Source organism: Micromonospora sp. NBC_00389 (assembly GCF_036059255.1).
Taxonomy (GTDB): Bacteria; Actinomycetota; Actinomycetes; order Mycobacteriales; family Micromonosporaceae; genus Micromonospora.
The window spans coordinates 611416-626758 of record NZ_CP107947.1 but is presented as its reverse complement, the minus strand read 5'-3'; the positions used below and the strand labels follow the sequence as shown (position 1 = coordinate 626758).

The window sequence follows — 15343 nt, the reverse complement described above, 5'->3', positions numbered from 1 at the left end:
AGGTAGAGAGAGATGGCTCGTTACACCGGTGCTGACTGCCGCCGTTGCCGGCGGGAGAAGATGAAGCTGTTCCTCAAGGGCAGCAAGTGCGATGGCCCGAAGTGCCCGTTCGAGTCCCGGCCGTTCCCGCCCGGGCAGCACGGCCGCGGCCGCACGAAGGAGACGGAGTACCTGCTCCAGCTCCGTGAGAAGCAGAAGGCCCGTCGTGTCTACGGCGTGCTGGAGAAGCAGTTCCGCGGTTACTACGAGGAAGCCGTTGGCAAGCAGGCCAAGACCGGTGAGGTCCTCCTGCAGATCCTCGAGTCGCGGCTGGACAACGTCGTTTACCGGGCCGGCTACGCCCACTCGCGGGACATGGCCCGCCAGTTGGTCAAGCACGGTCACTTCACGGTGAACGGCAAGAAGGTCGACATCCCGTCGTACCGCGTCAAGGAGCACGACATCATCGAGGTCCGGGGCAAGAGCAAGGAGCTCACCCCGTTCATCGTGGCGCAGGCTCAGGCGGGTTCGCGGGCGGTGCCGGCCTGGCTCGAGGCAATCCCCAGCCAGATGAAGATCCTGGTGCACTCCCTCCCGGCCCGGCAGGTCATCGACACGCAGGTCCAGGAGCAGCTGATCGTCGAGCTCTACTCCAAGTAGTCGGAGCTCGTTGCGGTGGCCCGCCCTCAGGGGCGGGCCACCGGAACAGTTTGTGTCGTGGGCGTCAAATAGCGGGCGTCCCGGAAGAGAAGAGAAACCATGCTCATCAGCCAGCGACCCTCCCTCTCCGAGGAGTCGATCAACGAGACCCGGTCGCGGTTCGCCATCGAGCCGCTGGAGCCGGGCTTCGGCTACACCCTGGGCAACTCGCTGCGGCGCACGCTGCTGTCGTCGATCCCGGGTGCGGCGGTCACCTCGATCAAGATCGACGGCGTGCTGCACGAGTTCACCACGATCCCCGGTGTCAAGGAGGACGTGGTCGAGCTCGTCATGAACATCAAGGAGCTGTGCGTCAGCTCCGAGCACGACGAGCCGGTCAGCATGTACCTGCGCAAGCAGGGCCCGGGCGACGTGACCGCGGGTGACATCCAGCCCCCGGCCGGCGTCTCGGTGCACAACCCGGACCTGAAGCTCGCCACCCTCAACGGCAAGGGCCGGCTCGACATGGAGCTGACCGTCGAGCGGGGCCGGGGCTACGTGACGGCTGCACAGAACAAGCAGTCCGGCGCCGAGATCGGCCGCATCCCGGTCGACTCGATCTACTCGCCGGTGCTCAAGGTGACCTACCGCGTCGAGGCGACCCGCGTCGAGCAGCGCACCGACTTCGACCGGCTGATCATCGACGTCGAGACCAAGCCGTCGATGGGCCCGCGTACCGCGCTGGCCTCCGCCGGCTCGACGCTGGTGGAGCTGTTCGGGCTGGCCCGGGAGCTGGACGAGACCGCCGAGGGTATCGACATCGGGCCGTCCCCGCAGGACGCCCAGCTGGCGGCGGACCTCGCCCTGCCGATCGAGGAGCTCGACCTCACCGTCCGCTCCTACAACTGCCTCAAGCGCGAGGGCATCAACACCGTTGGTGAGCTCATCGGGCGTACCGAGGCCGACCTCCTCGACATCCGCAACTTCGGTCAGAAGTCGATCGACGAGGTCAAGATGAAGCTCGCCGGGATGGGCCTGGGGCTGAAGGATTCGGCCCCGAACTTCGACCCGGCGCACGTCGTGGACACCTTCGGCGAGGCCGACTACGACACCGACGACTACCGCGAGACCGAGCAGCTCTAGTCCGCGCTGCCGCCACAACTGAGGAGCACCAAGCATGCCCACGCCCACCAAGGGCCCCCGCCTCGGCGGCAGCCCCGCGCACGAGCGGCTGATGCTGGCCAACTTGGCCACCGCGCTGTTCCAGCACGGCAAGATCAAGACCACCGAGACGAAGGCCCGGCGGCTGCGTCCGCTGGCCGAGCAGCTCATCACCAAGGCCAAGCGCGGTGACCTGGCCGCGCGGCGGCGGGTGCTGGGCGTCGTCAAGGACAAGGACGTGGTCTACGCCCTGTTCGACCAGATCGCGCCCCGGTACGTCAACCGCCCCGGCGGCTACACCCGGATCGTGAAGACCGGTCCGCGCAAGGGTGACAACGCGCCGATGGCGATCATCGAGCTGGTGGAGGAGCTTCAGGTCGCCGAGCCGAAGGCGAACAAGAAGACCGCCGCCCGCAAGGCCGCGCAGCAGGACAAGGTCGAGGCGCTCGCCCCGGCCGAGGAGACCCCGCAGTCGGCCCAGGCCGACCAGGACTCCGAGGCGCCGGTGTCGGCGTCCGGTGACACCGCCGCCGCCCGCGAGGACAGCGACGAGGCCACCGAGAACAAGGCCTGATCAAGGGCAACGTCGGGCCCGGCACCCCATCGGGGTGTCGGGCCCGACCCATAACTGGAGGTACGAGGTGGACGAGCGGATCCGGCTGCGGCTGGACGTCTCGTACGACGGCACCGGCTTCTCCGGGTGGGCCGCCCAGCCGACCCGGCGCACGGTCGCCGGGGTGCTCGTCGAGACCCTGGACCTGGTGCTCGGTGCCGGCACGGCCACCGGGTTGACCGTGGCCGGGCGGACCGACGCGGGGGTGCACGCGACCGGGCAGGTCTGCCACCTGGACCTCACCGCCGACGTGTGGCGGCAGCACGAGCAGCGGCTGCTGCGCCGGCTGGCCCGGCTGCTCCCCACCGACGTGCGGGTACGGGCGATGACCGAGATGCCGGCAGACTTCGATGCCCGTTTCTCGGCCACCTTCCGCCGCTACGAGTACCGGGTCACCGACGCCCGGTACGGCGCGGAGCCGCTGCGCCGGCACGAGGTGCTGGCCTGGCCGAGGCCGCTGGATCTGGCCGCGTTGAACGCCGCGGCGACCGGCCTGGTCGGGGAGCACGACTTCGCCGCGTACTGCCGGCGCAAGGAGAACGCGACCACCCTGCGCGAGGTGACCCGGCTGGACTGGCGCCGTGACCCGGACGGCATCCTGATCGCCACCGTGCAGGCGGACGCGTTCTGCCAGGCCATGGTGCGCAGCCTGGTGGGGGCGATGCTGGTGGCCGGGGACGGCCGCCGCCCGGTGGAGTGGCCGGGCAGCCTGCTCACCCGCCAGGAGCGGTCCAGCGAGGTGACCGTCGCTCCGGCGCACGGGCTGACCCTGGTCGAGGTCGGCTACCCGGCCGACCCGGCCGAGTACGCCCGCCGCGCCGACCTCACCCGCCGGCTACGGGTCCCGGTCGAGGGCTGACCGCCGACGGCCGACCCCCGGTCGAGGGCTGGACCGCCGACGGCCGGGACCGTAGCCGGCGGGGCGAGGTCAGTCGCCCGGCAGACTGTCGTTGCGGGTGCCGCCGCTCTGCGTTGCGCCGCTCTCCGTCGGGCCCGGGGTCGGTTGCCCGGCCGTGCCGCCGTCGACCCGCTTCTGCAGCACGCCTTGGCTGAGGTGCAGCTCGATCATGTCGAAGAGGATTTCCCGGACCTTGGTGTCGCCGGACTTGACCGCGGTCCCGTCCGCACGGACCACCAGCGCGTACGCCAGGTAGTGGCCGCGGACCTGCCAGCCGACCCGCGCCGGGGCGGTGGCCACCACGTCACTGCCGTCGCCGTCGCTGCCGACCAGGCCCCGGAACCGGCCCTGCCGCTCGTCGAGCAACTGCCGGATCCGGTCCCGGACCCGTTCCGCGCTGACCTTGTCGGTCAGGTTGAACAGCCCGGTGGTGACCAGGTGGTCGCCGTCGGGAGTCCGCAGTGTGCCCCGGACCACCTGGTTGCAGCCGAGCCGGACCAGCAGGTCGGCCACCTCGTCGGTGGCGGCGACGGCGCAGCTGCCGCTGGAGTGCGTCTTGAGCACCTTGTAGGCCGGCTGGCCGTCGGTGACCTTCAGCTCCTTGCCGGGGAAGAGTTCCTTGGCGGTGAGCGGAGCCTGGTCGGTGTCCCGGGAGTCGAGGTCCTCCCGTTCCGCCGGGGCGGCGGACGCGGCGGCGGCGTTCGGCTGGTAGGTCGGGGTGGCCTGCGGCTGCGGGTCGCGATCCATCAGCAGCGCGGCGACGCCCAGGCCACAGAGCGCGAGCAGGACCAGGACGGCCGCGCCGCCGATCAGCACCTGCCAGAGTCGGCCACCGCTGCGCTCGGGGGGCGCCTCGATCGGCTGTGCCGAGGTGTAGACCTGATCGCGAGGCGCGGCGGGCGGGATGTCGGCACGGGCCGGCGGCGGCTGGGACGACGGCAGCGCGATCTGGTTCGGCCGGCGCAGCGACGGGGTGGGGAAGCGCGACGGAGAGGGCCCGGCCGGCGGGGGCGGGCCGCCGGGCACCGCCAGGTCGGACCCGGGCTCCGGGTACTCCTCGAAAGCGTCCTCATCGGACTCGTACCGATACACCATGTCGCCCAGAGTAAGAGGCATTGTCCCTTTAGGGGGTAATAATGGGAAATGTACGCGTGGGCCGTGTCATGGCGTGCACGGGCCGGTGCGAGAATTGCCGGCGTGACCGGCGACCACTACTTCAGCGCTCAGCCCGCCAGCGACGCCCCGCCGCGCGAGGTCGAGTTCTCCGTGGCCGGCCGCGACTACCGGCTCGCCTCGGCCGGCGGGGTCTTCTCCGCCAGCCGTCTCGACCCGGGCACCGCCGTGCTCCTGCGGAAGGCCGACCTGCCCACCGCCGACACCACCGGCGATCTGCTCGACCTCGGCTGCGGGTTCGGGCCGATCGCCTGTGTGCTGGCCGACACGGCACCGGCGAGCACCGTCTGGGCGGTCGACGTCAACGCCCGCGCCCGCGAGCTGACCGCGGCCAACGCGGTCCGGGTCGGCGCCGCCGACCGGGTCCGGGTCAGCGCACCGGACGACGTACCGGCCGAGATCCGCTTCGCCCAGCTCTGGTCGAACCCGCCGATCCGGATCGGCAAGGACGGGCTGCACGACCTGCTGCTGCGCTGGCTGCCCCGGCTCGCCCCGGACGGCGTCGGCTGGCTGGTGGTCGCCCGGCACCTCGGCGGCGACTCACTGCACCGCTGGCTCACCGAACAGGGCTGGCAGGTTGAGCGGTGCGCCAGCCAGAAGGGCTTCCGGGTGCTGCGGGTCACCCGGTAATTGGATGTCCCCCCGGCCCTCACTGGGGCAGGATCCCGGCGTGGGATACGTGGATGTGGCAGCGGTCGGGCACATCCTGCCCGACGGTCGGGAACTCTTCGCCGACGTGTCGTTCCGGGTCGGGGAGGGCAGCAAGGTCGCCCTGGTCGGGCCGAACGGCGCGGGTAAGACGACGCTGCTGCGGATGGTCGCCGGCGACCTGCCGGTGCGTACCGGCGCCGTCGCGCGGGCCGGCGGGCTGGGCGTGATGCGCCAGTTCATCGGCATGATCGGCGACGAGTCGACGCTGGCCGACATGGCGCTGTCGCTGGCCCCACCGGCACTGCGTGAGGCCGGCCGCCGGCTCGGCGAGACCGAGGCGGCCATGCGGGCGGCCGAGGTCCGCGGCAAGTACAGCACCGCCGCCGGCAAGGCCCAGCTGGCGTACGCCGACGCGCTGGGCGCCTGGGGCGAGGCCGGCGGGTACGACGCCGAGGTGCTCTTCGACACCGTCGCCACCATCGTGCTTGACCTGCCCTGGGACGGCGTCCGGGACCGGCCGGTCCGCACCCTCTCCGGTGGACAGCAGAAGCGCTTCGCACTGGAGCTGCTGCTGCGCGGCCCCGACGAGGTGCTGCTGCTCGACGAGCCGGACAACTTCCTCGACGTGCCGGGCAAGCGCTGGCTGGAGGCGCGGCTGCGCGAGTCGACCAAGTCGGTGCTCTACGTCTCGCACGACCGCGAGCTGCTGGCCCAGACCGCCGACCGGGTGGTCGCCGTGGAGGGCGGCAGCGCCTGGGTGCACCCGGGTGGTTTCGCCAGCTGGTACGAGGCGCGGGTGGCCCGACACGCCCGTCTCGACGAGCTGCGTCGGCGCTGGGACGAGGAACACCAGAAGCTGCGCGAGCTGATGCTGATGTACAAGCAGAAGGCGGCGTACAACGACGGGCTGGCCTCGCGCTATCAGGCCGCGCAGACCCGGCTGCGCAAGTTCGAGGAGGCCGGGCCGCCTCCCGTACCGCCGAAGGACCAGGACATCCGGATGCGGCTGACCGGCGGGCGGACCGGCAAGCGCGCGGTCGTCTGCGAGCAGCTGGAGCTGGACGGCCTGACCTACCCCTTCGACCTGGAGATCTGGTACGGCGACCGGGTGGCTGTGCTCGGTGCCAACGGCACCGGCAAGTCGCACTTCCTGCGGCTGCTGGCCCGGGGCGGCACCGACCCCGACCCGGCGAACGGGCCGGTCGACGGTGCGGGCGCGCTCGCCCCGGTGGCGCACGACGGCACGGCCCGGCTCGGTGCCCGCGTCCGCCCCGGGCACTTCTCCCAGACCCACGACCGGCCGGAGCTGATGTCGAAGACGCTGGTCGAGATCCTCTGGCGGGGCGACGAGCACCGGACCGGGATGGACCGGCACGCCGCGATGGGTGTGCTCAGCCGGTACGAACTGGCCGCCCAGGGCGACCAGCGCTTCGGCACCCTCTCCGGTGGGCAGCAGGCCCGGTTCCTGGTGCTGTTGCTGGAGCTGTCCGGGGCGACCCTGCTGCTGTTGGACGAGCCCACCGACAACCTCGACCTGGCCAGCGCCGAGGCGCTGGAGGCGGGCCTGAACGCGTTCGAGGGGACCGTGATCGCGGTCACCCACGACCGCTGGTTCACCCGCTCCTTCGACCGGTTCGTGCTGTTCCGTGGCGACAGCGAGGTGGCGGAGACCCCGGAGCCGGTCTGGGACGTCGGGTGATCCCCGCCGACCTGCCCGACCGGCTGTGCGCCGTCGAGGGGGTGGTGGCCGTGGCGCTCGGCGGTAGCCGGGCACGCGGCGAGCATCGCCCGGACTCCGACTGGGACCTGGGTCTGTACTACCGGGGTGAGTTGGACGTACCGGCGCTGCGTGCGGTCGCCGCGACGGTCGCCGACGACACCGGCGTCGCGCTCACCGCCCCGGGTGGTTGGGGACGCTGGGTCGACGGCGGTGGTTGGCTGCGGGTCGACGGGTCCGCCGTGGACTGGATCTACCGGGACCTCGACCGGGTGCACCGCGTCTGGACGGACTGCCGGGCCGGTCGGTACGAGGTCGGGGTGCAGGCCGGGCATCCTCTCGGGTTCTACTCGTCCGCCTACGTGGGCGAGGTGGCGCTGTGCCAGGTGCTGGCGGACCCGACCGGCCAGCTGACCCGGCTGAAGGAGCAGACCCGGGAGTATCCGCCCGCGCTGGCCGACGCGCTGGTGGCCGGCGGCTGGGAGGCCGGGTTCCTGCTGGCCGGCGCGGCCAAGGCCAGCGCCGGCGGGGACAGCGGGTACGTCGCCGGCTGCCTGTTCCGGGTGGTCGGGGTGCTCGCCCAGGTGCTGCACGCCCGAGCGGGCCGGTGGCTGGTCAACGAGAAGGGGATGATCGCCGCCGCGGGGCGGCTGCCCGGCGCGCCGCCGGACTTCGAGCAGCGGGCGCAGGCACTGCTCGGCGCCGTCGGCCGCAGCCCCGCCGAGCTGACCGCCACCCTCAGCGCCGCCCGCGAGCTGGTCACCGAGGTGGTCGGCTGAGCCACCGCCGAGGTGGCCCACAACCGGCCGGCATAGGGTGGATCTCGTGACTGAGATGACCTATCGCCGGCTGGGCGACTCCGGGCTCGTGGTGTCCGTGGTCGGCATCGGCTGCAACAACTTTGGCCGCAAGCTCGACCTCGACGGCACCCGCGCGGTGGTGGACGCCGCCCTGGACGCCGGGATCACCCTGTTCGACACCGCCGACATCTACGGCGAGCCGCAGGGCGGCTCCGAGGAGCTGCTCGGGCAGGCGCTCAAGGGCCGCCGGGACGACGTGGTGGTGGCCACCAAGTTCGGCATGGACATGAACGGCCTGAACGGGCCGGACTTCGGCGCCCGGGGTTCGCGGCGCTACATCGCCCGCGCGGTGGAGGCGTCGCTGCGCCGGCTCGGCACCGACCACATCGACCTCTACCAGATGCACGAGCCCGACCCGGGCACCCCGATCGACGAGACGCTGGCGGCCCTGGACGACCTGGTCCGCGACGGCAAGGTGCGCTACCTGGGCAACTCCAACTTCGCCGGGTGGCAGATCGCCGACGCGGACTGGGTCGCCTCGTCCAACGGCCGGGCCCGCTTCATCAGCGCGCAGAACCACTACAGCCTGGTGGAGCGGTCCGTGGAGACCGAGGTGATCCCGGCCTGTGAGCGGTTCGGGCTCGGCATGCTGCCCTTCTTCCCGCTCGCCAACGGTCTGCTCACCGGCAAGTACCGGCGCGACGGGCAGCCGCCGGCCGGCAGCCGGCTCTCCGGCGGTGGCCGGTACGCCGAACGGCTCGCCGCCGCCGACTGGGACACCATCGAGGCGATCGAGGCGTACGCGGCCGAGCGGGGGCTGACCATGCTCCAGGTGGCGATCGGCGGGCTGGCCGCCCAGCCGGCGGTGACCTCGGTGATCGCCGGCGCCACCACGCCCGAGCAGGTGCACGCCAACGCCGCCGCCGGCACCTGGGAGCCCACGGACGAGGACCTGGCGGCGCTGCGCGCCATCCTCTGAGACGCCTGGTCGGGCGACGGGCCGGGCCGCTCATGGCGGCCCGGCCCGATCATCCGAGACGGTCAGTCGGGGCGGCGGCTGACCAGCATCGCCACCGCCACCGCCAGCGCGGTGAGCACCAGGGCGGCCAGCCCGACCGGCCACCACCAGGCGCTCCCGTCCGCGGCGGCGCGACCGTCGGCCGCCGCCGGCGCCGTCACGGCGACCCGCGCGGGAGCCGGCGGAGGCGACTGCGCCGGCCGCGCCTGCACCTGGGCCCCGGCCTGACCGGGGTTCGGCGCCGGGGCGCTCACCGTCACCCGCCACGCGCCGGGGGAGAGCAGCGGGCCGCTGCTGTAGAAGCCCTGCCCCTCGGGTGCCGGTTCCAACTGCACCGGGCCGAGCCGCCGACCCTCCGGGCCCGTGCCGGTGAGGGTCAACCGCACCGGCTTGTCCAGCCGATGCCCGTCGGCGTAGGTGGCCTGCACAGTGACCCCGTCGGCCCCGTCGCCGGCCACGGTCAGCTTGAGCTTGCCGGTGTGCGCGGCGGCCGGAGCCGCCGAGAACAGGATCAGGGCCAGTCCGACGAGCAGGGCGGCGAATCCCTTGCGGATACGCGTCACGGACGTCTCCTCACTACGGATGAGGGAGGCCCCTCCCCGGCGCTGGAGCGTCGGGGAGGGGCCTCGTCGGATCAGAGCTGGCGACCGGGGGCGAGCCGGGTGGCGTCGCCACCGAGCCGCCCGGCACCCTTGACCGGCTCGCCGTCGTTGGCCCGGACCCCGGCCTGGCTGGCCGCGCCGCCGAGCCGGACGATCATGGCGTCGGCGTCCCGGATCAGGACATCCCGGATCTCGGCCTCCGCCACCAGGGTGGCGTCGGCGGCGAGCGCCCGGAACGCGGTCAGCTGGTTGATCGCCTGAGCGTCCTTGCCGGACGCCTCGGCCTTCCGAGCCGCGTCGAGCTTCGCCGTCAACTGCTTGTGCGCCTTGGCCGACAGCCGCCCCGTCGCCTTGAACCGGTCCAGCAGGTTCTGCATGTCCCGGAACGAGGTGGTGACGAAGAACCGGACCTCCGAGGTGGTCTTGTTGCCCGCCTTGTCGGTCGCGGTCACGGTCAGCTCGTGCAGGCCGAGTGGCAGCTCGTACATGGCCTGCAGAGTGCCGCTGACGTACGGCCGGCCGTCCAGGTCGCCGACCACGGTCGCGATGCCCGAGGTCGGGTCGACGGCCTGCCAGGACACCCGGACATCCTGGCTGTCCCCGTAGAGCTGACCATCGGCGATCCCGGACACCAGCAGCGTCGGCTTGGTGCCGTCGATCCGTAGCACCGCCGACTTGAGCGTCTCGGCGTTGCCCGCCTTGTCGGTGGACCGGAACAGCAGCTCGTGCTGCCCGTCACCGGTCACCCCGACCGGCGCCGAGTACGGCGTCCAGGCGCCACCGTCCAGCGACCACTCCACCGTCCTGACCCCGGACCCGGCATCGGTCGAGGTCAGCACGACGGGGATGGTCCCGTTGTGCCAGCCGGCGTCGTTCGCGGGAGCGAACGTCGCCGAGGTGACCGGCGCGGTGGCATCGATCTTGACCGCGACGGTCTTCGTCGACTCCACGTTGCCCGCCTCGTCGGTCGAGCGGAACCGCAGCTCGTGCTCGCCGTCTCCGCTGACCGCCACCGGAGCGGTGTAATCCGTCCAGGTGGTGGCCCCGTCCAGCTGGTACGCCGTACCGGCCAACCCACTGCCGCCGGCCTCGTCGACGCCGGTCAGGGTGACCGTCACCGGCCCGGTGTACCACCCGTCGGTCGGGGTGCCGGAGACCGCCGCCGTGGTCACCGGTGCGGTCTCGTCGGCCACCTCGGTGCTGAGCCGGAAGTAGTCGAACCCGGCGGTCTTCGAGGCGGTCTGGTTGGCGCCCAGGGTGAACAGCCCGACCTTCGGGGTGGCCCCGACCGCGCTGTTGGTGAGCGTCGTCAACGCGGTCCAGGTCGTCCCGTCAGCCGAGTACGACGCGGTGAAGGTGTCGCCGCTGCGGGCCAGCCGCAGATGCCACACCGCACTGGTCAGGTTGCCCGCCTCGGGCTGCGGGTTCTGGACCGCCCCACCGATCTCGCTGCGGAACTCGATCCGCCGCGTCACCGGCTGGCCGGGCTGGTTGTCCGCGATGTAGTCGAACTTCAGGTAGTTGTCGTCGTCGCCGTGCACGATCAGGCCGGCCTGCTGGTACTGCTCGTTCAGCAGGCTGCCGTCGACCTTCGTCTCCAGGGTCCAGTCGCCCGAGGGCGCGGTCTGGAGGATGAAGTTCTTCGGCCCGGTGTTGTCGCCGCCGTAGATGTCACCGTTGGGCACGTCGACCCGCAGCGCGCCACCGGTGACCCGGTAACCGTTCGGGTCCTCCCGCAGGATCGCGTTCCACCGGCACTTGTCCAGCGTGTCGCCGGTGAACTCGTCCGACGGCACGACCGGTCCGGCCGGGGCGTCCGGCGTGATCTGGAACCAGTCGAAGCTGGCGTCCACCACCGGCGCCTCGGTGCCGCCGTTGAGCGCGAAGAGCCCGATCCGCGGGTTGGTGATGCCGGCGAGTGCGGCCGACCGGCCGACCGGGGTGAAGGTCTGCCCGTCGGCCGAGACGGCCGCGGTCAGGTTCGTCCCGTCGCTGCTGAGCCGCAGGTGCAGGGTGTCACCGGCGGGTGCCGCGGTGCTGTCGGCGGCCTCGTTGCGGGGCGTGCCGGCCGTCTCGCGAATGAACTCCACCCGCCGGCTGCCCGAGTAGAGCAGGTCCAGCTTGGCGTAGTTGTCGTCGTCGCCGTACACCAGCAGGCCGGCCTGCTGGTAGTTGGTCGTCACCGGCAGGGTGACCCGGGTGGTCACCTGCCAGGCTCCGCTCTGAGCCGGCTGGAGCACCAGGTTGGTGGCGTCGTTGCGGCCGCCGTAGAGGTCGCCCACCGCGGTGGGCAGCCGCAGCGCGCCGCCGGAGACCGAGTAGAGCTGGTTCTCCCGGACCACGCTGGTCCACCGGCTCTTGTCGAGGCTGGCGCCGGTGAAGTCGTCCGAGCGCGCCCCGAAGCAGGACGTGTTCGGCGCGTCCACCCGCACCGGCACCGTGGCGTACGACTTCGCGCCCTTGCTGTCCGTCACGGTCAGGGTGGCCGTGAAGGTGCCGGGGCTGGTGTACGTGTGGCTGGCGTCCAGGGTGGTCGCCGTGCCGCCGTCACCGAAGTCCCAGGCGTACGTCAGCGGGGTGTTCCCCTCGGCGTCGGTGGCCGTGCCGTCGAAGGCGACGGTGACCGGCGCCGTCCCGGTGGCCGGGGTGGCCGTGGCGCTGACCACCGGCGGCGCGTTCTCGGTGACGCCGCGGCCGAGGAAGTCCATCCAGTTGACGTTGAACAGCGACCCCGCGCCGCCGTTCGGGTCCCGGGCGACGAAGTACAGCGTGCCGCTCGCTGCGCCGGTCACCGGCGCGGTCACGTCCGTGTACGTCTGCCACCCGCCGGTGCCCGGCACAGTCGCCGAGGCGACCAGGGGCCCGTCGACCGCGCCGGCCCGGACCTCGACCCGACCTCCGGCGACGGCCGAGGCGGCCCGGAACCGGATGTCGGTGACGTTGGTCAGGTTCGCCGGGGCGAGCGACCACCAGTCGCCGTCCTCGATGAAGCCGATGTTCTGGCCGCCGCCGGCGGTGTCGCCGGTGGTCTCCCGCTGCACGCCGGCGTCGCCGCCGCCGGTGCTCACCGGCGCCCGCCCGGTGGCGGTGAAGTACTCGGCCTGCTTGCGCTTGGGCTGCAACTGCTCGATGGCCCGCCCGGTGAGCGGTCCGGCCCCACCAGCGCCACCCTCGTCGGTGTAGGTGGCCTCGAAGACCGCGAACACGTTCGCCTCGGCGCCGTGCCCGGAGGCGAGCGACGTCTGGACCGTGCCGGTGCAGCCGGTGTGCTGCTCCAGCGGGTGGGCGTGCTCGTCGTGACCGAGCAGCACCTGGAGCTGCACCCGGTCGCAGTCGATCTGCCCGTCCTCCGGGTCGGTCACCGTGACCGTGTAGCGGACCTGGTCACCCCAGTCGAAGAAGCCGCCGTCCGGCGGGAACTCGATGGTCACCGTCGGCGCGGTGTTGCCCACGGTGACCGGCACGTTGGCCACCGCGGTACGGCCCTTCGGGTTGGTCACGGTGAGCTGGGCGGTGAAGCTGCCCGCCGTGGCGTAGGTGTGCGTCGGGTTGGCCTCGGTGGAGGTCTGCCCGTCGCCGAAGGCCCAGGCGTAGGTGAGCGTGCCACCGTCCGGGTCCCGCGAGCCGGCGCTGGAGAAGGCGACCGTCAACGGTGCGGGCCCCGACGTCGGGGTGGCCGCCGCCACCGCGATCGGTGCGCGGTCACCGGCGATGTAGTCGATCCGGTAGACGCCGGAGTTGTCGTTGTTGCCGCCGAAGCCGCTGCCCCACTCGATCAGGTAGAGCGCGCCGTCCGGGCCGAACTCGAAGTCCATCGGCCGGATCATGCTCATCCCGGTGAGCAGCTGGTTGATGTCCACCAACGACTTGCCGTCGGCGGTCACCTGCATGGTGTACATCTTCGACTGGTTCCACTCGCCGAGCAGCGCCTTGCCGTCGTAGTACGCCGGCCACTTCCGGTCGGAGTCGAGGTCGGCGTCGTACCGGTAGACCGGGCCGCCCATCGGGGCTCCGCCGCCGCCGATCTCCGGGTACCGCGCGTCACCGGCGTAGCCGTAGTCGACGGTCGCCGGTACGACCGGCGGGAGGTTGGTCAGGCCGGTGTTGTTGGGCGAGTTGTTGACCGGAGCCGCGCAGTCGAACTTCGCCCCGCTCGGGCCGGACGGGAACGTGTAGTCGTTGTACGCCTCGTTCGTTCCGGTGCAGTACGGCCAGCCGTAGTTGCCGGGGGTGACGATGTTCCACTCGACCAGGCCCCGGGGGCCCCGGTTCGGGTTGTCGGCGTTGGCGTCCGGCCCGTAGTCCGCGACGTAGAGGGTGTTGGTGCCCGGGTCGGTGCCGATCCGGAACGGGTTGCGGAAGCCCATCGCGTAGATCTCGGGACGGGTCTTCTCGGTGCCGGACGGGAAGAGGTTGCCCGCCGGGACGGTGTACGTCCCGTCGTCCTCCGGGTGGATCCGGATCACCTTGCCGCGCAGGTCGTTGGTGTTGCCAGAGGTGCGCTGCGCGTCGAAGTCCTGGCGTCCCGGCCGCTCGTCGATCGGCGTGTACGCGCTGGACTCGAACGGGTTGGTGTTGTCACCGGTGGCCAGGTAGAGGTTGCCGTCGCCGTCGAACGCCATGCTGCCGCCGGCGTGGCAGCAGGTGTTGCGCTGGGTGTCGACCCGCAGCACCTGCTTCTCGCTGGCCGGGTCGATGGTGTCGCCGGTCACGGTGAACCGGGACAGCAGGTTGCGCGCGATGCCGTCGTTCGGGGCGTAGTAGAGGTAGACCCACTTGTTGGTGGCGAAGTCCGGGTCGAGCCGGATGCCGATCAGGCCGTCCTCGTTGCCGGTGAAGACGTCCAGGTCGACGGCGGTGACGGTGCTGCCGGTGTCCGGCTTGACGATCTGCACCCGGCCGTCGCGCTCGATGTAGAAGACCCGCCCGTCGGGCGCGATGTCCAGCTCCATCGGGTTGCTGGTGTTGCTGTCCAGGGCGACCTTCTCGAAGCTCGTGGTCTTCGAGGCGCCGCAGTCGGCGTCCGCCACGCCGGCGGCGGTCCGGATGCCGCCGAGCAGGTGGTTGAGGAACTCCGGCTCGGCGTACGACTCCCGGGTGTGCCCGCCCCCGGTGTACCAGGAACGACCGCCGTCGAAGTCCTGGCACCAGGCGATCGGGTGGTCGGCGCCCATCGCGCCGGCGCCCGGGGTGTAGCTCTTCTCGTCCAGGGTGGCCAGCACGTGCACGTCCGGCCGGGGGTTGGTCTGGTAGTTGTACCACTCGTCGAACCGGGACCAGCGGTCCGGCAGTTCAGCGGTGGACGGGTGGGCGTGGTCCTCCACCTTGACCGTGGCCTGCTGGTTCGCCGGGTGGTTGGCGAAGTACGCGCCGACCAGGTCGCCGTACCAGGCCCAGCTGTACTCGGTGTCCGAGGCGGCGTGGATGCCGACGTAACCGCCGCCGGCACGCACGTAACGCTCGAACGCCGCCTGCTGCTCGGCGTCCAGGACGTCGCCGGTGGTGGAGAGCCAGATCACCGCCTTGTACTTCGCCAGATTGGCATCGGTGAACGCGGCACCGTCCTCCGAACTGTCCACGGTGAATCCGTTGGCAGCGCCGAGTTGTTGGATGGCGGCGAGACCGGTGGGGATGGAGTCGTGGCGGAAGCCGGCCGTCTTGGAGAACACCAGGACGGAGAAGGGCTCGTCGGCGGCCTGGGCCGCCCGGGGGAGTGGCTGGGTGGCCGGGGCGGCCTGCACGACCGCTGGCGCGGCCTGTGCGGCCGGTGCGGCCTGCGCGGCGGGTGCCGCCTGCGCGGGCAGACCGAAGAGGGTCGTTGAGGCGAGGGTCAGGGAGATCAGGGTTGCGGTGATGGGTACGCGGGCACGACGAGAATGGGACACGCCGCCTCCTATGTCGCGGTGGACAGGAATCGCGGGGGCCGGCTCGCCGAAGACCGTCCCAGATGGAGCCGGTGCGGGCGCCGTGCCAGGGCGTCCACTCCAGCATTTTGTCGAATCGCTGAACAAATTAATTCGGTTGGATCAATGTCGGGCAAGATGCCGACGGGTAACGGTTCTGCAACGGCGGGCGACATTCCGAACAGGACC

Annotated in this window: 11 protein-coding genes; 8 read left to right on the top strand and 3 right to left on the bottom strand. The window is 71.7% G+C overall.

What is annotated here, in order from left to right:
• Positions 1 to 12 precede the first annotated feature (12 nt).
• The 4 genes from rpsD (at position 13) to truA (ending at position 3251) form a co-directional block, all read left to right on the top strand.
• The gene (gene rpsD, locus OG470_RS02940; protein ID WP_089018952.1) at positions 13 to 639 is read left to right on the top strand and encodes a 30S ribosomal protein S4; all 627 of its coding nucleotides are present in this window, start codon (positions 13 to 15) and stop codon (positions 637 to 639) included.
• Between the two features lie 99 nt (positions 640 to 738).
• On the top strand, positions 739 to 1761 hold the full coding sequence (locus tag OG470_RS02935) for a DNA-directed RNA polymerase subunit alpha (protein WP_089018953.1): 1023 nt from the start codon (positions 739 to 741) through the stop codon (positions 1759 to 1761).
• 34 nt (positions 1762 to 1795) lie between these two features.
• Positions 1796 to 2353: a 50S ribosomal protein L17 gene (rplQ, locus tag OG470_RS02930; protein ID WP_328420494.1), complete on the top strand. Its 558-nt coding sequence runs from the start codon at positions 1796 to 1798 to the stop codon at positions 2351 to 2353.
• A 67-nt stretch (positions 2354 to 2420) separates the two neighbouring features.
• Positions 2421 to 3251, top strand: coding sequence for a tRNA pseudouridine(38-40) synthase TruA (gene truA / locus OG470_RS02925; RefSeq protein WP_328420492.1), 831 nt, complete (start codon positions 2421 to 2423; stop codon positions 3249 to 3251).
• A 69-nt stretch (positions 3252 to 3320) separates the two neighbouring features.
• On the opposite strand, the gene OG470_RS02920 is transcribed toward truA, so the two are convergent.
• The gene (locus tag OG470_RS02920) at positions 3321 to 4385 is read right to left on the bottom strand and encodes a hypothetical protein (RefSeq protein WP_328420490.1); all 1065 of its coding nucleotides are present in this window, start codon (positions 4383 to 4385) and stop codon (positions 3321 to 3323) included.
• 102 nt (positions 4386 to 4487) lie between these two features.
• Here OG470_RS02920 and OG470_RS02915 point away from each other — a divergent pair, with 102 nt between their 5' ends.
• From OG470_RS02915 to OG470_RS02900, 4 genes are read left to right on the top strand one after another with little or no spacing between them, the layout of a single operon-like run.
• Complete coding sequence (locus OG470_RS02915) at positions 4488 to 5093, top strand: class I SAM-dependent methyltransferase (protein WP_328420488.1); 606 nt, start codon at positions 4488 to 4490, stop codon at positions 5091 to 5093.
• 40 nt (positions 5094 to 5133) lie between these two features.
• Positions 5134 to 6813 (top strand): ABC-F family ATP-binding cassette domain-containing protein, encoded by a 1680-nt coding sequence (locus tag OG470_RS02910; protein WP_328420486.1) that lies wholly within the window; start codon positions 5134 to 5136, stop codon positions 6811 to 6813.
• On the top strand, positions 6810 to 7610 hold the full coding sequence (locus OG470_RS02905; RefSeq protein WP_328420484.1) for a nucleotidyltransferase domain-containing protein: 801 nt from the start codon (positions 6810 to 6812) through the stop codon (positions 7608 to 7610). Before OG470_RS02910 ends, OG470_RS02905 begins: the two co-directional genes overlap by 4 nt.
• 37 nt (positions 7611 to 7647) lie before the next feature.
• Complete coding sequence (locus tag OG470_RS02900; RefSeq protein WP_328420482.1) at positions 7648 to 8610, top strand: aldo/keto reductase; 963 nt, start codon at positions 7648 to 7650, stop codon at positions 8608 to 8610.
• A 62-nt stretch (positions 8611 to 8672) separates the two neighbouring features.
• Here the strand turns inward: OG470_RS02900 and OG470_RS02895 are convergent, their stop codons facing one another.
• Positions 8673 to 9212: a hypothetical protein gene (locus OG470_RS02895; RefSeq protein ID WP_328420480.1), complete on the bottom strand. Its 540-nt coding sequence runs from the start codon at positions 9210 to 9212 to the stop codon at positions 8673 to 8675.
• Positions 9213 to 9283: 71 nt separating this feature from the next.
• Positions 9284 to 15136, bottom strand: coding sequence for a ThuA domain-containing protein (locus OG470_RS02890; protein WP_328420479.1), 5853 nt, complete (start codon positions 15134 to 15136; stop codon positions 9284 to 9286).
• Between the last annotated feature and the right edge of the window lie 207 nt (positions 15137 to 15343).